General features: G+C 66.5%; 24 protein-coding genes. 12 read left to right on the forward strand and 12 right to left on the reverse strand.

The features are described 5' to 3' along the window. Positions 1 to 245 precede the first annotated feature (245 nt). Positions 246 to 1,532, reverse strand: coding sequence for a D-amino acid dehydrogenase (locus tag DCN14_RS19685; RefSeq protein ID WP_096507580.1), 1,287 nt, complete (start codon positions 1,530 to 1,532; stop codon positions 246 to 248). Positions 1,533 to 1,677: 145 nt separating this feature from the next. Between DCN14_RS19685 and DCN14_RS19690 the strand changes: the two genes are divergently transcribed. Together DCN14_RS19690 and DCN14_RS19695 are read left to right on the forward strand one after the other, a co-directional pair. Continuing rightward, positions 1,678 to 2,166: an Lrp/AsnC ligand binding domain-containing protein gene (locus tag DCN14_RS19690; RefSeq protein ID WP_096507579.1), complete on the forward strand. Its 489-nt coding sequence runs from the start codon at positions 1,678 to 1,680 to the stop codon at positions 2,164 to 2,166. Positions 2,167 to 2,269: 103 nt separating this feature from the next. Then, the gene (locus DCN14_RS19695; RefSeq protein WP_096507578.1) at positions 2,270 to 3,448 is read left to right on the forward strand and encodes a PA0069 family radical SAM protein; all 1,179 of its coding nucleotides are present in this window, start codon (positions 2,270 to 2,272) and stop codon (positions 3,446 to 3,448) included. Positions 3,449 to 3,463: 15 nt separating this feature from the next. On the opposite strand, the gene DCN14_RS19700 is transcribed toward DCN14_RS19695, so the two are convergent. Beyond that, positions 3,464 to 3,931: a TM2 domain-containing protein gene (locus DCN14_RS19700; protein WP_096507577.1), complete on the reverse strand. Its 468-nt coding sequence runs from the start codon at positions 3,929 to 3,931 to the stop codon at positions 3,464 to 3,466. Between the two features lie 108 nt (positions 3,932 to 4,039). Beyond that, entirely contained in the window at positions 4,040 to 5,179 is a 1,140-nt protein-coding gene (locus tag DCN14_RS19705; protein WP_096507576.1) for a PQQ-dependent sugar dehydrogenase, read from the reverse strand. A gap of 153 nt (positions 5,180 to 5,332) precedes the next feature. On the opposite strand from DCN14_RS19705, the gene rpsP reads away from it, so the two are divergent. The 6 genes from rpsP to DCN14_RS19735 all read left to right on the forward strand — a co-directional run bounded on the left by rpsP (position 5,333) and on the right by DCN14_RS19735 (position 9,461). Continuing rightward, positions 5,333 to 5,587, forward strand: a complete 255-nt coding sequence (gene rpsP / locus DCN14_RS19710) for a 30S ribosomal protein S16 (protein ID WP_006400702.1) — start codon at positions 5,333 to 5,335, stop codon at positions 5,585 to 5,587. Between the two features lie 42 nt (positions 5,588 to 5,629). Then, positions 5,630 to 6,307, forward strand: a complete 678-nt coding sequence (gene rimM, locus DCN14_RS19715; protein WP_096507575.1) for a ribosome maturation factor RimM — start codon at positions 5,630 to 5,632, stop codon at positions 6,305 to 6,307. Further along, positions 6,308 to 7,102, forward strand: coding sequence for a tRNA (guanosine(37)-N1)-methyltransferase TrmD (gene trmD / locus DCN14_RS19720; RefSeq protein WP_096507574.1), 795 nt, complete (start codon positions 6,308 to 6,310; stop codon positions 7,100 to 7,102). Between the two features lie 133 nt (positions 7,103 to 7,235). Continuing rightward, positions 7,236 to 7,628: a 50S ribosomal protein L19 gene (rplS, locus tag DCN14_RS19725; RefSeq protein WP_096507573.1), complete on the forward strand. Its 393-nt coding sequence runs from the start codon at positions 7,236 to 7,238 to the stop codon at positions 7,626 to 7,628. An 87-nt stretch (positions 7,629 to 7,715) separates the two neighbouring features. Next, positions 7,716 to 8,402, forward strand: coding sequence for a CoA pyrophosphatase (locus DCN14_RS19730; protein WP_096507572.1), 687 nt, complete (start codon positions 7,716 to 7,718; stop codon positions 8,400 to 8,402). A 120-nt stretch (positions 8,403 to 8,522) separates the two neighbouring features. After that, positions 8,523 to 9,461 carry a CobD/CbiB family protein gene (locus DCN14_RS19735; protein WP_096507571.1) on the forward strand — a complete coding sequence of 313 codons (939 nt, stop codon included), beginning with the start codon at positions 8,523 to 8,525 and terminating at the stop codon, positions 9,459 to 9,461. A 77-nt stretch (positions 9,462 to 9,538) separates the two neighbouring features. On the opposite strand, the gene DCN14_RS19740 is transcribed toward DCN14_RS19735, so the two are convergent. The 3 genes from DCN14_RS19740 to DCN14_RS19750 all read right to left on the reverse strand — a co-directional run bounded on the left by DCN14_RS19740 (position 9,539) and on the right by DCN14_RS19750 (position 12,116). Then, positions 9,539 to 9,856, reverse strand: a complete 318-nt coding sequence (locus tag DCN14_RS19740; RefSeq protein WP_096507570.1) for a hypothetical protein — start codon at positions 9,854 to 9,856, stop codon at positions 9,539 to 9,541. A gap of 62 nt (positions 9,857 to 9,918) precedes the next feature. After that, positions 9,919 to 10,860, reverse strand: a complete 942-nt coding sequence (gene rsgA / locus DCN14_RS19745; protein ID WP_096507569.1) for a ribosome small subunit-dependent GTPase A — start codon at positions 10,858 to 10,860, stop codon at positions 9,919 to 9,921. Next, positions 10,857 to 12,116, reverse strand: coding sequence for a M48 family metallopeptidase (locus DCN14_RS19750; RefSeq protein WP_096507591.1), 1,260 nt, complete (start codon positions 12,114 to 12,116; stop codon positions 10,857 to 10,859). Before DCN14_RS19750 ends, rsgA begins: the two co-directional genes overlap by 4 nt. A gap of 125 nt (positions 12,117 to 12,241) precedes the next feature. Between DCN14_RS19750 and orn the strand changes: the two genes are divergently transcribed. Then, the gene (gene orn / locus DCN14_RS19755; protein ID WP_096507568.1) at positions 12,242 to 12,865 is read left to right on the forward strand and encodes an oligoribonuclease; all 624 of its coding nucleotides are present in this window, start codon (positions 12,242 to 12,244) and stop codon (positions 12,863 to 12,865) included. Between the two features lie 16 nt (positions 12,866 to 12,881). Here orn and mog read toward each other — a convergent pair whose 3' ends face one another. After that, positions 12,882 to 13,505 carry a molybdopterin adenylyltransferase gene (gene mog, locus DCN14_RS19760; protein ID WP_096507567.1) on the reverse strand — a complete coding sequence of 208 codons (624 nt, stop codon included), beginning with the start codon at positions 13,503 to 13,505 and terminating at the stop codon, positions 12,882 to 12,884. Further along, complete coding sequence (gene yjgA / locus DCN14_RS19765) at positions 13,489 to 14,094, reverse strand: ribosome biogenesis factor YjgA (RefSeq protein ID WP_275405004.1); 606 nt, start codon at positions 14,092 to 14,094, stop codon at positions 13,489 to 13,491. Before yjgA ends, mog begins: the two co-directional genes overlap by 17 nt. Positions 14,095 to 14,221: 127 nt before the next feature. Between yjgA and pmbA the strand changes: the two genes are divergently transcribed. After that, entirely contained in the window at positions 14,222 to 15,592 is a 1,371-nt protein-coding gene (gene pmbA / locus DCN14_RS19770) for a metalloprotease PmbA (RefSeq protein ID WP_096507565.1), read from the forward strand. A 90-nt stretch (positions 15,593 to 15,682) separates the two neighbouring features. On the opposite strand, the gene DCN14_RS19775 is transcribed toward pmbA, so the two are convergent. Continuing rightward, positions 15,683 to 16,183 (reverse strand): dihydrofolate reductase, encoded by a 501-nt coding sequence (locus DCN14_RS19775; protein WP_096507564.1) that lies wholly within the window; start codon positions 16,181 to 16,183, stop codon positions 15,683 to 15,685. Positions 16,184 to 16,451: 268 nt separating this feature from the next. Beyond that, positions 16,452 to 16,814 carry a hypothetical protein gene (locus DCN14_RS19780; protein WP_346265277.1) on the reverse strand — a complete coding sequence of 121 codons (363 nt, stop codon included), beginning with the start codon at positions 16,812 to 16,814 and terminating at the stop codon, positions 16,452 to 16,454. 475 nt (positions 16,815 to 17,289) lie between these two features. Here DCN14_RS19780 and DCN14_RS19785 point away from each other — a divergent pair, with 475 nt between their 5' ends. Both DCN14_RS19785 and DCN14_RS19790 read left to right on the forward strand, forming a co-directional pair. Beyond that, on the forward strand, positions 17,290 to 18,687 hold the full coding sequence (locus tag DCN14_RS19785) for a sigma-54 dependent transcriptional regulator (RefSeq protein WP_096507562.1): 1,398 nt from the start codon (positions 17,290 to 17,292) through the stop codon (positions 18,685 to 18,687). Between the two features lie 41 nt (positions 18,688 to 18,728). Continuing rightward, complete coding sequence (locus DCN14_RS19790; protein ID WP_096507561.1) at positions 18,729 to 19,700, forward strand: thymidylate synthase; 972 nt, start codon at positions 18,729 to 18,731, stop codon at positions 19,698 to 19,700. A gap of 97 nt (positions 19,701 to 19,797) precedes the next feature. Here the strand turns inward: DCN14_RS19790 and DCN14_RS19795 are convergent, their stop codons facing one another. After that, positions 19,798 to 22,305 (reverse strand): DUF6600 domain-containing protein, encoded by a 2,508-nt coding sequence (locus DCN14_RS19795; protein ID WP_096507560.1) that lies wholly within the window; start codon positions 22,303 to 22,305, stop codon positions 19,798 to 19,800. A 160-nt stretch (positions 22,306 to 22,465) separates the two neighbouring features. Further along, positions 22,466 to 23,173 carry a helix-turn-helix transcriptional regulator gene (locus DCN14_RS19800; RefSeq protein ID WP_096507559.1) on the reverse strand — a complete coding sequence of 236 codons (708 nt, stop codon included), beginning with the start codon at positions 23,171 to 23,173 and terminating at the stop codon, positions 22,466 to 22,468. Positions 23,174 to 23,247 lie beyond the last annotated feature (74 nt).

Genomic DNA, 23,247 nt, shown 5'->3' on the forward strand with positions numbered 1-23,247 from the left:
CTTTTTCATGCTTTGAGCGAAGAAGGGGAGGTTCCCGGTGCGAAGATCGCGTTAGGGCGATGCTGCTCGGAACATGTCTTCATGCCGGCGACGGACTCGAAGCAGAGGGCGCTGGGAGTGGGTTCGCATTGACGGACATCCGGTTCCGATCCGGCTGCCCGTTCACCGAAGCGAAAAAGGTGCCCCGCGGGGCACCTTTCCTTTCGATGCCGGCCGGCCGCGGCATGGCGGCGAGCCGTCTGGACTTACGCGTATGCCGGACGCGTCTGGCCGGCCAGGTCCTTCAGGTAGCGGTGTACCGACAGGTCGTCGGCCTGGATCGCCGGCTTCTTGCCCGAGATCAGGTCGGCCAGCAACTGGCCCGAACCGCATGACATCGTCCAGCCGAGCGTGCCATGGCCGGTGTTCAGGAACAGGTTCGATACCGGCGTGCGGCCGACGATCGGCGTGCCGTCCGGCGTCATCGGGCGCAGGCCCGTCCAGAACGTCGCGTTCGACGTATCGCCGCCGCCCGGGAACAGGTCGTTCACGCACATTTCGAGCGTTTCGCGACGTGCTGCGCGCAGGTTCTTGTCGAAGCCGACGATTTCCGCCATGCCGCCGACGCGGATGCGTTGGTCGAAACGCGTGATCGCGATCTTGTAGGTTTCGTCGAGCACCGTCGACACGGGCGCGGCCGCTTCGTTGACGATCGGCGCGGTGATCGAATAACCCTTGAGCGGATAGACCGGGATCTTCATCAGGTTCGAGATGAAGCTGGTCGAATACGAGCCGAGCGCTACGACATACGCATCCGCGCGCACCGTCTCGCTGCCGCACTGCACGCCGGCAATCTTGCCGCCGGCAATCGCGAGTGCGTCGATCGGCGTGTTGTAGCGGAACTTCACGCCGAGCGATTCGGCGAGCGCCGCGAGGCGCGTCGTGAACAGCTGGCAGTCACCCGTTTCGTCGCCCGGCAGGCGCAGGCCGCCCGTCAGCTTGTGCGACACGGCGGCGAGCGCCGGTTCGGCGTTCTTCAGTTCGGCCGGCGACAGCAGTTCGAACGGCACGTTCGCTTCCTGCAGCACCGCGATGTCCTTCGCGGCGCCGTCGAGTTGCTGCTGCGTGCGGAACAGCTGCAGCGTGCCGCCCGTGCGCCCTTCGTACTGGATGCCGGTGTCGGCGCGCAGCGCCTGCAGGCAATCGCGGCTGTATTCGGCGAGGCGGACCATGCGGCCCTTGTTGACCGCATAGCGCTCGGCCGTGCAGTTGCGCAGCATCTGCCACATCCACTGCAGCTGGAAGCGCGTGCCGTCGAGGCGGATCGCGAGCGGTGCATGCTTCTCGAACATCCATTTGACAGCCTTCAACGGCACGCCGGGAGCGGCCCATGGCGCGGCATAGCCCGGCGAGATCTGGCCCGCGTTCGCGAAGCTCGTCTCGAGCGCCGGGCCGGCCTCCCGGTCGATCACCGTGACTTCATGACCGGCGCGCGCGAGGTAATACGCGCTTGCCACGCCGACCACACCGCTGCCCAGAATGACGACTCGCATAGCTGCTCCAGATGGATGGGATCAGGTCGAGGCCGGGCGCACCCGCGGCTCCGTGTAACCTCTAGCTGATCTAGTTTTTTGAGCTATGGTATTGTCGAATGTGTAGGTTTTGTTATCGTATTTTTCAGGTTTTCAGCAGAAACAAATGAGAACGCAACGCCAGCCAGTACGCTCCCTCGACAAGCTCGACCGGCGCATCCTGAAACTGCTTCAGAACGACGGCCGGATGGCGATGAAGGACCTCGCGGAACAGGTCGGACTGACCGTGACGCCGTGCATCGAACGCGTGCGGCGCATGGAGCGGGACGGCGTCATCACCGGCTATCACGCACGCGTCGATCCGGGCCAGCTCGGCGCGGCGCTGCTGGTATTCGTCGAGATCACGCTCGGCCACAAGGGCGGCAACATGTTCGAGCAGTTTCGCCGCGAAGTGATGAAGATCGACGAGGTGCTCGAGTGCCATCTCGTGTCGGGCGATTTCGACTACCTGATCAAGGCGCGGATCGGCGAGATGGCCGACTATCGCAAGCTGCTCGGCGACATCCTGCTGCAATTGCCCGGCGCGGTGCAGTCGAAGAGCTATGTCGTAATGGAGGAAATCAAGGAGACGCTGACGATTTCAGTCGGCGAATGACCGCTGCGGCGGCCCGGCATCGGGCTGCCTGTCGGTCCCCATATCGCACCCTTGGCACGCTGCACCCAATACTGTATAAATATACAGTATTGGGTGCAGGCGAATGGGTGAGCGCATGGACGGTCTGTCCGACAACGAATTTCCGATAGCACCGCCCGCGCCCCGCAAGGGGCGTGGTGCGGTCGACAACCTGCAGGGCCGTTACGAAACGGCGCTGCGCGAAACGGTGGACGACGGCTGGATCCACGAATCGGACGATGCCGATCTGGCCGCGCCGCTGCGCACGCAGGTGTTCGAGGAGCGCGCCAAGAGCATTCTGACGCACAACCAGTCGCCGGACATTCCGTTCAGCGTGTCGCTCAATCCGTATCGCGGCTGCGAGCACGGTTGCATCTACTGCTTCGCGCGGCCGACGCACAGCTATCTCGGTTTATCGCCGGGGCTCGATTTCGAGAGCCGCATCTATGCGAAGGTCAATGCAGCCGAACTGCTCGAACGCGAGATATCGCGCAAGCGCTACGTGCCCGAACCCATCGCGCTCGGCGTGAACACCGATGCCTACCAGCCGGTCGAGCGCGACCTGCGCATCACGCGCAGCGTGATCCAGGTGATGCACGATCACGGGCTGCCGTTCGCCGCGATCACGAAGTCGTCGCTGATCGAGCGCGATCTCGATCTGCTCGCGCCGATGGCCGCGCGCGGACAGGTGATGGCTGCGGTCACGATCACCACGCTCGACGCCGATCTCGCGCGCACGCTGGAGCCGCGAGCGGCGACCCCGGCGCGTCGCTTGCGGACGATCCGCGCGCTGCGCGATGCGGGCGTGCCGGTGGGCGTGAGCATTGCGCCGATGATCCCGTTCGTCACCGAGCCCGACCTGGAGCGCGTGCTCGAAGCCTGCGCGGATGCCGGTGCGACGCATGCGAGCTACATCATCCTGCGGCTGCCGTGGGAGGTTGCGCCGCTGTTCAAGAACTGGCTGTCCGCGCATTTCCCCGATCGTGCGGAGCGCGTCATGAACCGCGTGCGCGACATGCGCGGCGGGAAGGACTACGACTCGGATTTCTCGAAGCGGATGAAGGGGGAAGGGATCTGGGCCGACCTGTTGCGGCAGCGCTTCCGTCAGGCCGTCAAGCGGCTCGGGCTGAACGAACGCACGAACGGCATTCTGGATCTGTCGCAGTTTCGCGGCGCACCGGCTGGCGTGGCGCCCGTGCAGCGCCTCGTTGCGGGCACAACCGGTGCGAAGGTGCGTGACGATGCGCAGTTGAGCCTGTTCTGACCCGCGCGTCGGCGCTTATTGCGAAATCTGCTTGGCTGCTTCGACTTGCGACTCGAAATACGTCTGGAACGACAGCGCGAGCGCGGTCATCAGCAGGAACGCGCCGATCAGCAGCGAGAAGATCACGATGAAGATCACCGTCCAGCCGGATCGGCTGTGCTTGCCGGTGTCGGCATTGAATTGCGCATCCCATTTTTCGTCGGGGCGCAGCCCGTAGACGAGCGCGGCGAGGAACGCGGCCAGCAGCGAGATCGCGCCGGGCACCGCGAGCCACCAGCCGAGGCCGGCGCTGCGCTGCGTGGCAGCGAGCAGCAGGAAGCCGGGAATGCCGACGATCGTCGCGAGCAGGTGCGCCCAGCCGTACACGTCGCGAAAGCCATACAGGTAGAAGCGGTGCGCGCCGAGCGATCCGAACAGGAAGGCGAGGGCGGCGGTGAGCGTCTTGGAGCGGAAGCGGCGGGACGGTGCGGTGCTGCTGGACATGGGTGGCGGCGGATGATCGTTGCATGGGCGGCCGACAGGCCGGCGCGGGCGCACGGCCCGGCACGCATTCTACGATGCCCGGTCGGACCCGGTCACCCCTCGCCTGCGTCAAGGTGACGCATAGGTGATGCGGTAGATGGCGCCCGCGTAATCGTCGCTGACGAGCAGCGAGCCGTCCGGCAGCGGCAGCACGTCGGCCGGGCGGCCCCACACCGTACCGTTCGCGCGCAGCCAGCCCGTGATGAACGGCGTCTGGCTTGCATGACTGCCGTCGGCCGACACGACGGCGCGCATTACGCGGTAGCCGACTTTCGTGCTGCGGTTCCACGAGCCGTGCTCGGCAATGAATACGTTATTGCGATACGACGCCGGAAACATCGGTCCCGTATAGAAGCGCATGCCCAGTGCCGCGACGTGCGCGCCGAGCTTCAGCACGGGCGGCACGTACCGGCGGCACACGTCGGGGCTGCCGAATTCGGGGTCGGGCGTGTCGCCGCCGTGGCAGTACGGGAAACCGAAGTCGAGGCCCGCGCGCGGTGCGCGGTTCAGCTTGTCGTCGGGCACGTCGTCGCCCATCATGTCGCGCCCGTTGTCGGTGAACCAAAGTTCGCCGGAGTCGGGGTGCCACGCGAAGCCGACCGTGTTGCGCACACCGCGGGCAAATACCTCGCGCCCGCTGCCGTCGGCGTTCATCCGTGCGATGATCGCGTAGCGGTTGCGATCGGCGAGGCACACGTTGCACGGTGCACCGGTCGGCACATAAAGCTTGCCGTCGGGGCCGAACGCGATGAATTTCCAGCCGTGATGATGTTCGGTCGGCAGCGCGTCCGTCACGACCACCGGCGCGGGCGGCTTCGAGAGCCGGTCGTCGATGTGGTCGAGGCGCAGGATGCGCGACACGGCTGATATATAGAGCGCACCGTCGCGATACGCGACACCGACGGGCATGTCGAGCCCCGACGCGATCACGTAGTGGGCGCCGATCCGGCCCTCGTGCATCACGAACGCGTGCACGCGGCCTTCCTGCGTGCCGACATACAGGATGTCGCGAGGCGACCACGCCATCTCGCGTGCAGTCGGCACGGCGTCGGTCAGCACGTCCACGTGAAAGCCGGGCGGCACGACAAGCTCGTCCACCGGCGGTGCGGCGCAAGCCGTAGCGGACGCGAGACAGATGACGAGGCCGGCCAGCAAGCCCGCGAGGCGGTGCTGCGGGTGGCCCTCCGACGTGGCGCGAAATAGCGGCATGGCTGCGGGAGGCGTCGTGAACACGACGATTGTATGCCCGGTGGCCGGGGCGTCCGCGGAATTTTTGCGCGTAAGTGTTTGTTGTGGCTTCAGTTTCCGGCTATAATCGCACGTTTCAGTAGTTTCGAACCCGGTTTTCCCGAAGGATTTCATATGGTTATCATCCGTCTGGCTCGCGGCGGCTCGAAGAAGCGCCCGTTCTACAACATCGTTGCTACCGATTCGCGTAACCGTCGTGACGGCCGCTTCATCGAGCGCGTCGGCTTCTACAACCCGGTTGCTACGAAGGGCGAAGCGCTGCGTATCGCTCAGGACCGTCTGACGTACTGGCAAGGCGTTGGCGCACAATTGTCGCCGACCGTCCAGCGTCTCGTGAAGGAAGCGCAAAAGGCGCAACCGGCTGCCTAACATGGCGCGGTGTGCCGGTCGTGCCGGCTGCAAGGAGCATTGATGTCCGGTCACGATTCCGGTAACACGAAGCGCGGGCGAGCGTCGTTTGGCGCATTCGTCCGCAAGCCGGTCGCACGCGACGCTGTCGCGGACGCCGGTACGGCTGCCGAGCAGGGCAGCCTGGAGGCGGTGCAGGCCTGGCCCGACGATGCTGTCGAGGTCGGGGCGGTAGTCGACGCCTATGGCCTGAAGGGCTGGGTCAAGGTGGCGACGCATGCCGACGCCGGCCGCGGCGGCGATGCGCTGCTCAATGCGCGCCGCTGGTGGCTGGAACGGGGTGGGGAGCGGTTGTCCGCCCGCATCCTGCAGTCGAAGACGCACGGCGACACGGTCGTCGCGCAATCCGCGGGTGTCAGCGACCGCGATGCCGCACTGGCTTTGCGCGGCTTTCGCGTGTTCGTGCGCCGGGAGGATTTCCCGGCATTGGCCGCGGACGAATTCTATTGGGTCGACCTGATCGGTCTCGAGGTCGTCAACGAGCAATCGGTGGCGCTCGGGACAGTGAGCGGGATGATCGACAACGGCGTGCATTCGATCATGCGCGTCGCGTATCCGGCGATCGGCAAAGATGGTCAGCCGGACACCGCCGAACGGCTGATTCCGTTCGTCGGTGTATACGTCAAAACGGTGGATCAGGCGGCACGTCGCATCGTCGTCGACTGGGAAGCCGATTACTAAATGAACCAGGTTACGGAGAGCGCGGTGCAGTTCGATGTCGTCACGCTCTTTCCCGAAATGTTCCGCGCGCTGACCGACTGGGGAATCACCAGCCGGGCCGTGAAGCAGGAGCGCTTCGGGCTGCGCACCTGGAACCCGCGTGATTTCACGACGGACAACTACCGCACGGTCGATGATCGTCCGTACGGCGGCGGTCCGGGCATGGTGATGCTGGCCAGGCCGCTCGAAGCTGCGATCGGTGCTGCGAAGGCAGCGCAGGCGGAGCAGGGTGTCGCGAGCACGCGTGTGGTGATGATGTCGCCGCAAGGCGCGCCTTTCACGCACGAACGTGCGATGCGAATGGCGCAGGAGCCTGGCGTCATCGTGCTGTGCGGTCGCTACGAGGCGATCGATCAGCGCCTGCTCGATCGTTGCGTCGACGAGGAAATCAGTCTCGGCGATTTCGTTCTGTCCGGTGGCGAACTCCCGGCGATGGCGATGATGGATGCCGTCGTGCGCTTGCTGCCCGGTGTGCTGAACGATGCGCAGTCGGCCGTGCAGGACAGCTTCGCCGACGGGCTGCTCGATTGTCCGCATTACACGCGCCCCGAGGAATACGAGGGGATGCGCGTGCCGGACGTGCTGCTCGGCGGGCATCACGCCGAGATCGAGCGGTGGCGGCGCCAGGAAGCGTTGAAGAATACGTTGCAGAAGCGGCCGGATCTGATCGACCGGGCGCGTCGCGGCAAATTGCTGAGCCGTGCCGACGAGGCATGGCTCGCGAACCTCGCACGCGAAGCGAAGAACGCCTCCTGAGGCGGCGTCGCAGGCGGGAAATGGCGGTACCGTGCATGCGTGTGCGGTGCCTGATGTAAATCCATCCTCTATCGGGGCCAAGCCTGGAAGCAGGCGGGTGCAAACGCCGACATGATGGCTTTAGGAGTCAGTGATGAATCTGATTGCAAAACTTGAGCAGGAAGAGATCGAGCGCGCGCTCGCCGGCAAGACGATCCCCGAATTCGCCCCGGGCGACACGGTGATCGTGAACGTGAACGTGGTTGAAGGTAACCGCAAGCGCGTTCAGGCATACGAAGGCGTCGTGATCGCGATTCGCAACCGTGGCCTGAACTCGAACTTCATCGTCCGCAAGATCTCGTCGGGCGAAGGCGTCGAGCGTACGTTCCAGACCTACTCGCCGCTGCTGGCGAGCATCGTCGTGAAGCGTCGCGGCGATGTGCGTCGTGCGAAGCTGTACTACCTGCGCGAGCGTTCGGGCAAGTCGGCTCGGATCAAGGAAAAGCTGGTGTCGAAGGATCGCACCGCAGCAGCTTCCCAAGCGTAAGAGCTGTAAGGAAAAAGCACCCACCCGGGTGCTTTTTTCATTCTGGCGCGACAATATGCTCGATACGACACGAACGCGAGCGCTCCATTGAATCGTCGCCCCATCATTGATCCCGAAGTCCTGCCGGTCGAAGGCACCGGCGCGGGCCTGCCCTCCATCGATTCCCGTCTGCTGACACCGGCCGGCTTGCGCGAGCGTTTCGCGCGCACGCTCGAATGGAGCGTCGAGCCCGGCGAAGCGCGGCTGCAAGAGGGTGTCGATCCGCGCAGCGCTGCCGTCCTCGTGCCGCTCGTCGTTCGCGACACCGGCCTCACCGTGCTGCTCACGCAGCGCGCGGACCATCTGAACGACCACGCCGGGCAGATCAGTTTCCCCGGCGGCCGTCGAGAACCGTTCGATCGCGACACGACCGCGACCGCGTTGCGCGAGGCGAAGGAAGAAATCGGGCTGGCCGCCGAGCGGGTCGAGATTCTCGGTGCGTTGCCCGACTACCTGACGGGCACCGGCTTTTGCGTGACACCCGTCGTGGGACTCGTGCATCCGCCATTTACCGTGCAGGCCGACACGTTCGAAGTCGCCGAGATTTTCGAGGTGCCGCTCGCGTTCCTGATGGGCCCGGCGAATCATCAGGTCCGCGTGTTCCGCTGGGAAGGCGGCGAGCGTCGTTTTTTTGCGATGCCCTATCCGAATGGCAAATCCGACGGGCATTACTTCATCTGGGGCGCAACTGCCGGCATGTTGCGCAATCTGTACCGCTTCTTGGCAGCCGGATGACATCCCGCCGCATCCGGCGCACGCGGCCGTCTGCCGGGCGTTCGCACCGGCAGCCATGCGCTGCTTACGCTGTGCTATCGTTATGCAAAAAATGACATAACTCCGAAGACGGCGCCACGCATGACTTTCTTTTCGGTTCTCCTCGCTCTCATCATCGAACAGGTCCGCGCGTTGTCGCCGAGCAATCCCGTGTTCGCGCTGTTCCAATTTCATGCGGAAACCGTCGCGCATGGTCTCGACGCCGGCAAGCAAAAGCATGGCGTTCTCGCGTGGCTCGCGGTCGTGCTGCCGTGGGTGCTGATCGTCGCGCTGATCTATTTCCTGCTTTTCAAGGTGAGCTTCGTGCTCGCATTCATCTGGAACGTCGTCGTCGTGTATTTCACGCTCGGGTTCCGTCAGTTCAGCCACTACTTCACCGACATCCATCTCGCGCTCAATAACGACGACGTGCCGCGCGCGCGCGAAATCCTGCACGAGTGGACGGGCCTCGATACGGTCGACATGCCGGTCGGCGAAATCGTCCGCCACACGCTGATTCATGCGGTCGTCGCATCGCATCGCCATGTGTTCGGCGTGTTCTTCTGGTACGTGCTGCCGCTCGGCCCGGCCGGCGCCGTGCTGTACCGCATTTCCGAATATCTCGCGCGCACGTGGTCGACGCCGGGCGACGATCGCACGGCCGCATTCTCGACGTTCGCGCAGCGCGCGTTCTTCGTGATCGACTGGATTCCGTCGCGACTGACGGCGCTCGGCTTCGCGATCGTCGGCAACTTCGAGGACGCGATCTACGCGTGGCGCAACCACACGCGTCAGTGGCCGGACCCGAACGACGGCGTGCTGCTTGCGGCCGGTAGTGGTGCGCTCGGCGCACGTCTGGCGGGGCCGCTCGCGGAACCGTCGAGTCTCGACGCGCTCGCAGTCGGCGACAGCGGCCCGCTGACGGTTGGCGACGACTGCACGCCGCGCACGCTGCAGTCGGCCGTCGGCCTAGTCTGGCGCGCGGTGATCCTGTGGATGATCCTGCTGTTGATGCTGACGCTTGCCGTCTGGGTGTCGTGATGCGCAAGGGCGGCGCCCGATGAAATGAAAAGGCCGGCTTGATGCCGGCCTTTTTGCTGTGGATTCGCGCGGCGCATTCAGTCGTCGCGCGGATCGCGCACCGCGCCGCATTGCCAGCAGGCCGTGAACTGGGCCTCCAGCGCCTCGCCGCACTGGCGACAGCGCCATGGGGCAGCGCCGGCCGACGGGCCGTTCGACGCGGCATCGAGAAGGCGCCGCGCCAGTGCATCGTCGCGCTCGTCGGCGAGCCACAGCTCGGGCGCGCACGCGTCGGCGGGCAGGCCGCCGAGCGCGCCGGTCGCGTAGCAGTTATGCAGTTCGCAACCGATGCCGGCCACCTGCAGGACATTGGCCCAATGCTGCGCAGTCGCGAGATCGGGTGCCTTGAAACGCATCGCGGCTCCTGTCGGTGAGGGCCGGTCCGAACCGGCCCGGCTGCCTTCTGCCCGCCGCGCGATCAGCGGACGATCTGGCTTGCCTCGTGCACGAGCTGGGCATAGAGCGCATGCCGCGACGGCGCGATGCGGCCATCGGCGACGGCTTCGAGAATCGCGCAGCCGGGCTCGTGCAGATGATGGCAATTATAGAAACGGCAGTCCGCGAGCAGCGGGCGGAATTCCGGAAACGCGCGCTCGAGACGGCCTTCGGTCAGGTGATACAGGCCGAATTCCTGGAACCCCGGCGAATCGATCAGCGCACCGCCGCCGTCGAGCGGATAGAGGCGCGTGAACGTCGTCGTGTGACGGCCGCTGTTGAGCGCGGCCGAGATTTCGCGGGTCGCGGCCTCGGCGTCGGGTACGAGCAGGTTCACGAGCGTCGACTTGCCCATCCCGGACTGGCCGAGCAGGATCGTCGAATGCCCGGCCAGGTGCGGCATCAGCTGCGCGCGCGCATCGTCGGGCGAGCCCTTCACCGACAGCTCGAGCACGTCGTAGCCGAGGGCCCGGTAGGGTGCGAGACGCTCGCGGGCGACCGGCAGGGCGGCTTCGACGTCGATCTTGTTCAGCACGACGAGCGGCTTCAGTTCGTTCGCCTCGGCCGCGATCAGCGCGCGGCCGAGCAGGTCCTCGCTGAAATAGGGCTCGGTCGCGAGCACGATCAGCAACTGGTCGAGGTTGGCCGCGAAGAGTTTCGACTTGAACTGGTCCGAGCGGTACAGCAGGTTGTGCCGCTCGCCGATCTCGACGATCACGCCCTGGTCGGCCGATGCCTGTTCGTACACGACGCAGTCGCCGACCGCGATGTCGCTCTTCTTGCCGCGCGGGAAGCACTGCAGCATCGGGCCGCCGCCGTCTGGCGCGACGATGTAGTGACGGCCATGCGCCGCGATCACGCGGCCTTCGACGCGCGGCGCGTCCGATGCGCGCGGGACCGGCTTGCGGGAGGTCGGCCGGCTCATGCGTGCTGCATCAGGCGGTCGATCCGCTGCGAGGCGGGCGGATGCGAGTAGTAGAAGGCCGTGTAGACTGGGTCGGGCGTCAGCGTCGACGCGTTGTCCTCGTAAAGCTTCACGAGCGCGCTGACGAGATCCTGTGCGTCGGTCTGGCTGGCCGCGAACGCGTCGGCCTCGAATTCGTGCTTGCGCGACGTGAGGCTGCTGAACGGCGTCGCGAAGAACAGGAACACGGGAATCGCGAGGAAGAACAGCACGAGCGCGGCGCCCGCGTTGCTGGAGTCGAGCGACGGCGTGACGCCGAGACCGGTGTAGAACCACGTGCGTTGCGCGAGCCAGCCGAGCAGGGCGAGCAGCACGAGGCTCAGCACGAACGACACGAGCATCCGCTTCATCACGTGACGGCGCTTGAAGTGGCCGAGTTCGTGCGCGAGCACGGCTTCGATTTCCTGGCCCGACAGCCGCGCGAGCAGCGTGTCGAAGAACACGATCCGCTTCGATGCGCCGAAGCCGGTGAAGTACGCGTTGCCGTGCGCGGAACGGCGGCTGCCGTCCATCACGAACAGGCCCTTCGCCGCGAAGCCGCAACGCTTCATCAGCGACTCGATGCGCGCGCGCAGCGCGTCGTCCTTCAGCGGTTCGAACTTGTTGAAGATCGGCGCGATGAAGGTCGGGTAGATCAGCAGCACGAGCATCTGGAACGCGACCCAGACGATCCACGTCCACAGCCACCACAGGCTGCCGGCCTGGTTCATCAGCCACAGCACGACGAACAGCAGCGGCAGGCCCAGCACGGCGCCGAGCAGCGTGTTTTTCAGCATGTCGGTGAAGAACAGCCGTTTGGTCATCCGGTTGAAGCCGAAACGCTGCTCGATCCCGAACTGGCGGTAGTACTCGAACGGCACGTCGATCACGCTCGTGATCGCGAGCACGGCGGCGACGAGCGCGACCTGCTGCCCGTAGCCACGACCGAACCAGCCGGTGAGCAGCGTGTCGAGCGCGCCGACGCCGCCGAGCAGCGTGAGGCCGACCAGCACGGCCGCGCTGACGACGATCTCGAACATCGCGAGCCGGGTGCGCTCGACCGTGTAGTCGGCCGCGCGCTGGTGAGCACTCAGCGCAATGGTGGCGCTGAACCGCGCGGGCACGCCGTTGCGGTGCGCGGCGACGAAGCGGATCTGCCGCGACGCGAGCCAGAGCTTGGTGACGACCATCGCGAGCACGGCGATCGCAAACAGCAGGGTGAACGAAAAGGGTGACATCGAAGGCGCCAAAGGGTTCTATGCGAGAATTATATGTTCTTGCGGACCGGGCCCGCTCACGCGATGCCGCCCGCCCGGGCGGCGCCGCATCGGCGAGCCCGATCCGCCATTTTCCAGGATGACTCATGACCGATACCGCCGCTTCCGCCAGCCAGCCCGCGCTCGTGCGCAACGAGTTGAACCTCGTCTGGCTCGACATGGAGATGACGGGCCTCGACCCGGATAACGACCACATCATCGAAATCGCGGTCGTCGTGACCAATTCCACGCTCGACATCGCCGTGGAAGGCCCCGTGTTCGCGATCCACCAGAGCGACGAAACGCTCGCGAAGATGGACGACTGGAACAAGTCGACGCACGGCCGTTCAGGCCTGATCGATCGCGTGCGCGCGTCGACCGTGACCGAGGCGGAAGCCGCCGCGCAGCTGCAGGCGTTCCTCGCACAGTACGTGTCGCCCGGCAAGTCGCCGATGTGCGGCAACTCGATCTGCCAGGACCGCCGCTTCATGGCGCGCTGGATGCCGGAATTCGAGCGGTTCTTCCACTACCGCAACCTCGACGTCAGCACGCTCAAGGAATTGTGCCGCCGCTGGCAGCCCGCGATCTACAAGGGTTTCCAGAAGCGCGCGATGCATACGGCGCTGGCGGACATCCACGAGTCGATCGACGAGCTCAAGTACTACCGCCAGCATTTCCTGATTCCGGCCGCATCGGCGGCGCCGGCAGGCGAGTCCGCGCCGGCCGCCTGAGCGGGCCGGCACACGCTCAGCGCGGCGCGCGCCGGGCGTTCTTCGGCCGGAACGCCGCGACCACCGCGGCGTCGGTCTCGATGTACGGGCCGCCGATCAGGTCGATGCAATAGGGCACCGCGGCGAAGATGCCGGGCACGGTCGACTTGCCGTCGGCATCGCGCAATCCTTCGAGCGTTTCCCGGATCGACTTCGGCTGGCCGGGCAGGTTGACGATCAGCGCCGCGTGGTCGGCCTGGGCCGTTTCGCGGATCACCGCGACCTGCCGTGACAGGATCGCGGTCGGCACGAAATTCAGGCTGATCTGCCGCATCTGTTCGCCGAATCCCGGCATTTCCTTCGTCGCCACGGCCAGCGTGGCCTCCGGCGTCACGTCGCGGCGCGCGGGGCCGGTGCCGCCCGTCGTCAGCACGAGATCGCAGCCGGCGACGTCGACGAGTTCGGCCAGCGTGGCGGAGATCGTCGGAGCGTCGTCCTGGATCAGCCGGGTTTCGGCGCGCCAGGGCGACGTCAGCGCGGCGGCGAGCCATTCCTGCAGCGCGGGAATGCCCTTGTCCTCGTAGACGCCGGTGCTCGCGCGGTCGCTGATCGACACGAGGCCGACCACGAGTTCGTCCGGGTGGTTACGCTTCGTCGTCATGGTCGTCTCCGGCGTCGTCCGGCGCGTCATCGCCGTCCGCCTCGTCGGTGCCGCTCGCGGTCTTGATCCACTGGAACAGCTCGCGGAAATAGCGCGGCGGCTTGCCTTGCTGCGCTTCCTTGCGCGCGTTGCGGATCAGCGTACGGCCTTCCTGGATGTCGGCCTCGGGGTGCTGGCGGAGGAATTCGGTCAGCGCGTCGTCGTTCGCGAGCAGCTGTTCGCGCGTGCGCTCGATCCAGTGCAGGCGGGCCGTCGCGGCCTTGTTGACGCCGCGCTGCGCGTCGAGCGCGGTGCGCAGCGCGGCCGTTTCGTCGTCGGTCAGCGAGCGCATCACGCGGCCGACGTACTGCAGCTGGCGGCGCTTGCCTTCGTGATCGGTGATCCGGCGCGCCTCGCGCACGGCGTCCGCGAGATCTTCGGGCATCGGCATGCGCTTGAGCGCGTCCTTCGGCAGGTCGACCAGGGCCTGGCCGAGCTCCTGCAGCGCGTGCATCTCGCGCTTCAACTGGGATTTGCTGGGGCGATCGTAGCCGTTGTCGTCGTCTTCGACGGCATGCTCGATCGGCTGGATTCGGGTTTTGCGTGTCATGGGCGGCATTGTATCGCGGCGCGGACCCCCGAAGCTTGTCGGTATCCGGCCCCGGACCTTGCTATGATCGCGGGATACGCAACATTTTGAACATGCGGGCGCCCGCCCGCCACCGGATATCAAGACGATGGCAGCCAATCTCGACGTACAAGCGCGCTATTTCCCGCACACGCAGGACCAGCTCAAAGAAATTGCCTCGGACATCCTTCGCCATGCGAAGGCGCTCGGCGCGAGCGACGCCGCGACCGAAATCTCCGAAGGTGACGGCCTGTCGGTGTCGGTGCGCCGCGGCGAGGTGGAGACGATCGAACACAACCGCGACAAGATGGTCGGCGTGACGGTGTTCATCGGCAAGAAGCGCGGCAACGCGAGCACGTCCGATTTTTCGCCGGCCGCGATCAAGGATACCGTTGCCGCCGCATACAACATCGCGCGCTTCACGGCCGAAGACGACGCGGCAGGCCTCGCCGAGGCCGAGCTGCTCGAAACCGATCCGCGCGATCTCGATCTCTATCACCCGTGGGCGCTGTCGGCCGACGAGGCCGTCGAGCTCGCCCGCCGCGCGGAAGACGCCGCGTTCGCGGTCAGCCCGCAGATCCGCAACTCGGAAGGCGCGAGCGTGTCGGCGCAGCATTCGCAGTTCGTGCTTGCGACGTCGCGCGGCTTTCTCGCCGGCTACCCGTATTCGCGCCACTACATCGCGTGCGCGCCGATCGCGGGCAGCGGCCGCCACATGCAGCGCGACGACTGGTACTCGTCGAAGCGCAGCGCGGTCGATCTCGCCGCACCCGAGGCCGTCGGGCGCTACGCGGCCGAGCGTGCGCTCGCCCGGATGGGGGCACGCCGTCTCGACACCCGCAAGGTGCCCGTGCTGTTCGAGGCGCCGCTTGCGGCCGGCCTGCTCGGTGCATTCGTGCAGGCCGTGAGCGGCGGCGCGCTGTACCGCAAGACGTCGTTCCTCGTCGACAGCCTCGGCAAGCCGGTGTTCGCGCCGCACGTCCAGGTCGTCGAGGATCCGCACGTGCCGCGCGCAATGGGCAGCGCACCGTTCGACGAGGAAGGCGTGCGCACGCGCGCGCGCAGCGTGGTCAGCGACGGTGTCGTCGAGGGCTACTTCCTGTCGACCTATTCCGCACGCAAGCTCGGCACGCAGACCACCGGCAATGCCGGCGGCTCGCACAACCTCGCGCTGCGCAGCGCGAACACGCAACCGGGCGACGACTTCGACGCGATGCTGAAGAAGCTCGGCACGGGCTTGCTGCTGACCGAACTGATGGGGCAGGGCGTGAACTATGTGACCGGCGACTATTCGCGCGGCGCGGCGGGCTTCTGGGTCGAGAACGGCGTGATCCAGTACCCGGTCGAGGAAATCACCGTCGCGAGCACGCTGCAGGAAATGTTCCGGCATATCGTCGCGATCGGCGCGGATTCGATCGTGCGCGGCACGAAGGAAACGGGCTCGGTGCTGATCGAGCAGATGACGATCGCCGGCCAGTAAGCCGGGCGGCATCGGCCGCCAGGAAAACGAAAAGCCCGACCGGCGTGAGCCGGTCGGGCTTTTTCATTGTGCGTTGCGTCGCTTTGCGCGTCAGCCGTGCTTGCGCGCGTAGACGACGAACGCATAGCCGAACATGTTCGGCGCGGCAGCCTGGTGCGGGTCGCGCGACACTTCGTGCCAGTGCGCGGGATCGGGCGCCGGGAACGACGCGTCGCCGTCGAAATCCGCATCGATCTCGGTGACGACCAGCTTGTCCGCGAGCGCGAGGCCTTCCGTATAGAGCTGAGCCCCGCCGATCAGGAATGCTTCGGGCACGCCATCACGCGCGGCGAGCGCGAGCGCGTCGGCGAGGGACGTGACGGTGTCGCAGCCATCGAAGCGGCGCGCGGCGTCGCGTGTGACGACGATGTTGCGGCGGCCCGGCAGCGGTCGGCCGATCGACTCATGGGTTTTGCGGCCCATCACGATCGGCGCACCCATCGTCGTACGCTTGAAGAACGCGAGGTCTTCGGGAAGTTTCCAGGGCAACTGGTTGTCGCGGCCGATGATGCCGTTGCGGGCACGCGCGACGATCAGGGTCAACGTCGTCATGAGAGTCGGGAAAGGGGAATCGGAACTGCGCCGATTCTACCGGAACGACGACCTGCGCCGGATTCGGCGCGGGAGGGCAGCGGTGTTCGCTTTCGGTCATCCGCGACGGCGATATCCCGAACAAAAAGAGTGCCCGCCGGGGGACGGGCACGAAAAAGGTGCGCGTGGTTGCGTCGGCGATGCGGGACGCGATTCGGCATGCGTTCATCACGAACTCAATCGATATGCAATCCTCATTGAATATCGGGTATGCGAAATCGCGTGCGCGTCATTGATGCAACTGGCTTCCTGCGCTTCCTGAGCCTCCTGCCATCGCGTGCCGCATGTCGCCGGGGCGTGGTGCGGGAATCGGCATCGGCAGCCGGGCAGGCGGTACGATTTCATCCCACAGTGTCACCGAGGACTTGTCGGAGGAAAGCGGTTGCGGCGCCGCGACGAACATGATGTCGAATTCGTCGTCCTGCCGTGCGTTCAGCGTGCTTTCGGCAAGCAGCGTCGCGCGATCAGGCGTCACGCTTTCGCCCGCGTATGCCGGCATGAACGGGCCGCCCGCCGCGAGCGCAATCGCGGCGGGCATGAAAGAGAGAAAAAGGGCTTTTCGCATGGTCGGGCTCTCCGATCTGTTACCCATTCAGCGAAATGCATGCCATCGCGCGAGGAGCGTTGTCGCATCTGCGACTCGTGCGTGAGCGTTGCGAATCATGGTCGAAAACGCTGAAAAATGTTTCAGGCATGAAACGAAGGGGCTCGGGAATACTGCGGATTCAATCGCCACGCTTCAAGGATGAAAATCGGCGCGTGTGTCGATACGGAAAGATGTCACTGCCCACGTGCTATGTGCAGATGATTGACTTATATCGACAGCTGAGCGATTCGGCCGCTCGCCCATGTGCGCTGCAATTGGTTTGTCGTATTCGGCGCCTATAACTAAGCTGTCTTGATCAAAAAAATAACTGGACGCGAAACAAGCGCCGTCATCCGAGGCATGTCGTTGCCGCGTATGAACATGGCGAATCGAGCCGCTTCGGCTGACCCGATTTGATCCTTTTCGCACGTGATTTCGCGTGCGCGACAATCGTTAGACGGTTGATGAACGGGGTGTGCATATGGGAGCCGAGCAGCGGCATGTGATCTATTTTTCGCGCGAACCGAACGACGCGTTGCGCGGACATTTCGACGAATGCGGATGGCGTGTCGATCTTGCGGAGACCGCACGCGACGTGCGGCGCGTCGTGCAGCACGGCGTCGCATCTGCCGGCCTGCTCGATTTTTCGCCGGGTTTCAGGCCCGCGGATCTGCGCGAACTCGAAGCGTGCCTGAGCATTCAGCACATCGGCTGGATCGCTGCGACGCGGCGCGGCCAATTGCAGGATGCCACGCTGCGGCACCTGATTCGTGACTACTGCTTCGACTACGTGACGATGCCGTACGAAACCGCGCGCATCGTCGAGACGGTCGGCCATGCGCACGGGATGGTCGCCCTGACGGATCCCGTGGCGTCGCCGGTCGGCGCCGGGCGTGCCGAAGGCGAGATGGTCGGCACCTGCGATGCGATGCTCGGGCTGTTCAAGACGATCCGGCGCGTCGCGACGACCGATGCACCGGTATTTATTTCCGGTGAATCGGGCACGGGCAAGGAACTGACGGCCGTCGCGATTCACGAGCGCTCGTCGCGCGCGCACGCGCCGTTCGTCGCGATCAATTGCGGTGCCATCCCGTCGACGCTGCTGCAGGCCGAACTGTTCGGCTATGAGCGCGGTGCGTTTACGGGGGCGAATCAGCGCAAGATCGGCCGCGTCGAAGCCGCCAATGGCGGCACGCTGTTTCTCGACGAGATCGGCGACCTGCCGCTCGAAAGCCAGGCGAGCCTGCTGCGCTTCCTGCAGGAAGGCAAGATCGAGCGGCTCGGCGCGCACGTATCGGTGCCGGTCGACGTGCGCGTGATCTGCGCGACCCACGTGGACATGGAGGCCGCGCTGCGCGAAGGGCGTTTTCGCGAGGACCTGTTCCATCGCCTGTGCGTGCTGAAGATCGAGGAGCCGCCGCTGCGCGCGCGCGGCAAGGATATCGAGGTGCTGGCGCGCCACATGCTCGAGCGTTTCAAGGGCGATGCGCATCGCCGCCTGCGCGGTTTCTCGCCGGATGCGATCGCCGCGCTGTACGGCTATCCGTGGCCGGGCAACGTGCGCGAACTGATCAACCGCGTGCGCCGGGCAATCGTGATGTCCGAGGGCCGGATGATTACCGCGGCCGATCTCGAGCTGAACGAGTTCGCGATGCTCGCGCCCGTGTCGCTGACGGAGGCGCGGGAGGCGGCCGAACGGCAGGCGATCGAGCAGGCGCTGTTGCGGCATCGCGGTCGTTTTGCCGATGCCGCACGCGAACTCGGCGTGTCGCGCGTCACGCTCTACCGGCTGATGTGCGCGCACGGAATGCGCGATCGCGGCGACACGCTGGCAGGGTTTTCGGCACCGTTGCCGGAGGTTCCGCGGCACGCTTGCTAAAATTGGCGGGTACGGCCGCCCTCGCGGCCGAAGGAACCCGCATGAAACAGTACCTCGATCTCGTTCGCACCATCCTCGATACCGGCACCTGGCAGGAGAACCGCACGGGTATCCGCACCATCAGCATGCCCGGTGCGATGCTGCGTTTCGATCTTCAGCAAGGTTTCCCGGCCGTCACGACCAAGAAGCTCGCGTTCAAGTCCGCGGTCGGCGAACTGGTCGGTTTCCTGCGCGCATCGCGCAGCGCGGCCGATTTCCGCGCGCTCGGCTGCAAGGTGTGGGACGCGAACGCGAACGACAATGCGCAGTGGCTCGTGAACCCGTATCGCCAGGGCGTCGACGATCTGGGCGACGTGTACGGCGTGCAATGGCGCCAGTGGCCGGGCTACAAGGTGCTCGATGCAGGCGCGGACGCGCAGATCGCCGACGCGACGCGTCGCGGTTTCCGGATCGTCACGCGTTTCGACGAGGACGGTGCGCCGAAGGTGTTGTTGTACAAGGCGATCGACCAGTTGCGCCAGTGTCTCGACACGATCATGGAAAACCCGTCCGATCGCCGCATTCTGTTTCATGCATGGAATCCGGCGGTGCTCGATCAGATCGCGCTGCCCGCATGCCATCTGCTGTACCAGTTCCTGCCGAACGTCACGAAGCGCGAGATTTCGCTGTGCCTGTACATCCGCAGCAACGACGTCGGGCTCGGCACGCCGTTCAACCTGACCGAAGGGGCCGCCCTGCTGGCGCTGGTCGGCCGGCTGACGGGCTATACGCCGCGCTGGTTCACGTATTTCATCGGCGACGCGCACATCTACGAGAATCAGCTCGACATGCTGCAGCGGCAGCTCACGCGCGAGCCGTACGAAAGCCCGCGGCTCGAGATCGCCGAGCGCGTGCCGGAGTACGCGAAGACGGGCGTGTATGCGCCTGAATGGCTCGAGCAGATCGAGCCGTCCGATTTCTCGCTCGTCGGCTATCGGCACCATGAGCCGCTGACCGCGCCGATGGCGGTCTGACAACCGCCGGCGCGGAACACGCGATTCCCGCCCGGCAGCACGATGAAGGCCCGACCGGCATCAGCCAGCCGGGCCTTTGCGTTTTATCGGACGACGGTTACGGACGGCGGTGTTCCTCGTGACCGCCGGCCGGCGGATTGCCGTGGCGCGGCGCTTCGACGTGCGGTGCCGGCTGCGGCCGCGGTTCCATGTGCGGCGCGGGCATCGATGGCCGAGGTTCCATGCGCGGTGCCGGCGGCTGCGGTCGCGGCACGGGATGCACGGCGGGCGCAGGCGGGCGGTACTCGTTCACGCGCGGCGGCGCGACTTCGTGACGCGGTGCCGGTTGCGCGAATTCGGGGCGTGGTTGCGGTGTGGGAACTGCCCGCTCCGGTCGCGGTTGCGAATGCTGGGCCGGCGCCGCGAAATCGGGGCGCGGCCGCGGTTGCGGAATTTGCGCGGTCGTGTCGAGTCGCGGTTGCGGCAACGCGCGCGGCATCTCCTGGCGCATGCCGGATTGGGTGCCCGGTGTGTTTTCCGGATGCGGCACCGGCGCCGCGCTGCGCACGGGCGGCAGCGCGTTCTGTCCCGCCGCGTGCAGTGCGGTCGGCGGCGTCGGGCGCTGACGCTCCATGGGCGTATGCGGTTGCATCCAGGCGGGCGCCGGCGTGGCGGCCGCATGCGGGGTGCCGCGTTCGTCCGGACCGTTGCCGGCCGTCGGCGGATGCGGAACGGTGTTGCCGGGCGCGAATGCCGGATGCGGGGTCTCGCGGCCCGGCGGCTGCGGTGTGCCGCCGTTGGCAAAGCGCGCTGCATCGGGTGCCGCACCGTTCTCGGGCCGCGCAACGTTCGCCATGACCTGCATCGGCATACCCGGCCGCGCGGCCGGTGCCTGAGCCTGGATCTGGGCCGGCTGGCCTTCGCGCGGCGCGTGAGCCGGCTGCACGACGGGGCCGTGCGGATTCACGAGCTGCACGTTGCGCATCGCCCATGCGCCGCCTTTCGGATCGCCCGGCACGTGGACTTGGCGCGCCGTATAGTCGGACGGTACGGTCGTCTTCACGACCGGCGCACCCGCGCCCGGCACGTGCTCGCCTTGCCGGGCGAGATGCGCGGCGGCCTGGTCGCGATAGGCGGCCGGGACGGCCGGATTCCGGGTCGCGACGAACGGGTGCTGTCCGATTGCCGCCGGCGGACGGTAGCTGGCGGTGCGCAGTGCTCCGGTAAAGCTCTGGCGCACCGGCGCGATGCCGGGCGTACCGGGCATCACGTGTGCATTGCGCCATTGCCGCGGATCGACGTGCTGCGAGAAGTGCGCGACAGGCTGGCCGTGCACGAACGCCGACGCCGGCACGGCCGTGATCGCATGCGGCGCGCGGAAGTTCACGTACGTCTTGTTGATGTTGGTGATGTTCGTCACGTTGACGGTCTTGTTCACCGTGACGTTGTTCACCACGATGTTCCGGTTCACGCGATCGTAGTAATGCGGACTCCAGCCGCCCCAGCCCGGATGCCACGCTTCGCCCGGGCCGAGCGCGAACCATGCGCAGCCGGCCGCGGCGACGCCGCCGACCGTCAGCGCGACGCGCCAGTCGGGGCCACCACCACCGCCCACGAACGCGACGAGTGCCGGGGCGTAGACGGGCCGCTGGCTGACGGCCATCGCGCCGGGCACCCACGCCCAACTGTCGTCGACATAGGCCCAGCGGCCGTAGTGATATGGCGCGAAGCCCCACGGGGCGTCGTCGATCCACGTCCAGCCCCACGGCGCCTGCCAGATCCAGTGCCCGTCGTGATAGGGCGCCCAGTCGGCTGGTGTATCGTTCGGCACCCAGACCGCGCCGTAATTCGGGGTTTCCCGCCATGTGCCGTTCGCGTCGAGATCCTGATAACCGGGGATGTCGCGCGACACGTAGCGGGCCGACACCGAGCGCTCCTCGGCCGCGTCGCGGCTGGCGGCCCACTGGTCGAGCGCATCGGGGCCGGGCGCCGCCGACTGCTGCGCGACCTGCAGGTCGGTGCCGGTGAACACGACCTGCTGCCCGGTCGACAGCGGATACTGCCCGTTGCTGCCGTAGACGGTCGCCGTGCCGCTGCGTACGGTCACCGTCGTGCTCGTGCCGTTCGGCGCGACGTCGACGCGATAGTCGCCGGGGCCGCCGATGCCGAGTGCGAGGTTGGGCGTGTCGATTTCATACGAGCCACCAGGCGGCAGCTCGCGCACGTGTGTCGATACCGTGCCGAGGCCGACCTTGAGCTGGGTCGTCGTGTCGTCCAGGTTCAGCACGGACAGGCTCGTCGATGCGCCGAGCCGCACGGCCGTCGAGCCGATGTGCAGCTCCGAGCGTGCGTCGGCGTCGTTCCACAATTGATCGCCGGTGGTCAGCGGCCGGTTCACGGCGGCGTACGACCACGTGTCGGTGCCTGCAGGCTCCGTCGTCACCGCGCCCGACAGGTAGTTGAGCCGGGCGACGCGCCCGGGCGGGTCGCCGCCCGATTGCCGGGGAGCGGCCGCATACGGCGCCGCTGCGGTCGATTGTGCGAATACGGGGGGCACGGTAGCCAGCGCGACGCACGCGAGCAGGGTGCAGCGGGCGGTTCGCTTCAGCTTGAACAGGGAGGCCATGTTGAGCGTCTTGTCGTAGGCGCGGCGCGTCGATTCGTGCCGTCCAGTTCACAATATCCGCTCGGCCTGTTTCAATGCTCGGTGTTTTGTAAGGCGAATGGCTCGCGATGTAACAAAACCTGTCCATCGCGCGCCGCTGTCGCGCGGCGCAAGGCGCGTGTCAAACGGACGTAAGCCACCCGTCGAAAATCTGCTGGCCGGGCACGGTGACGCGCAGCACGCGCGGTCGCGCGGTGCGCTCGATCCAGCCGTGCGCGCAGAAGCTGTCGAGCAGCGCCGCACCGAGTGCGCCGCCCAGATGTGCGCGGCGCTCGCTCCAGTCGAGACAGCCGCATGCGAAGCGGCGCCGGCGCGCGCGTTGCTGGTCGACGTCGATGCCCCAGCGCGCGAGCGCCTGGGTGCCGAGCTCGGTGGTTTCGATCTCGTCGCCGTTTGCCTGCAGCCAGCCGCGCGCGGTGAGCCCGTCGAAGATCCGGACCGCAAGTTCGCCGGCCATGTGGTCGTAGCAGGTGCGCGCATAGCGCAACTCTGCCGGCACCGTGCGCGATGGCGGCGGCACCGGGCGATGCGGGGCTGCCGCGCGGGCGACGTTCGCGAGCGCTTCGAGCGACGCCGCGATGTCGGCCGACGCGAGCCGGTAGTAGCGGTGCCGGCCGCGCACGTCGAGCGCGAGCAGGCCGCCTTCGGTCAGGCGGGCGAGGTGCGCACTCGCGGCGGACGGTGACAGCCCCGCGATCATCGTCAATTCCCCGGCCGGCCGTGCGCTGCCGTCCATCAGCACCCACAGCATCGCGGCGCGCCCCGGATCCGCGATCAGCGCGCCGATGCGGCTCAGGCCCGGAAAGTGGTGGTCGTCTTGGTCGGTCATCGTCGTGTCTCGTCTGGCGGGATGACTGCAGTGTAGGTGCTGAGCGCATTCGATGTTTCGCGTTCGGGTGAAAT

Source organism: Burkholderia sp. IDO3 (genome assembly GCF_003366075.1).
Taxonomy (GTDB): Bacteria; Pseudomonadota; Gammaproteobacteria; order Burkholderiales; family Burkholderiaceae; genus Burkholderia; species Burkholderia anthina.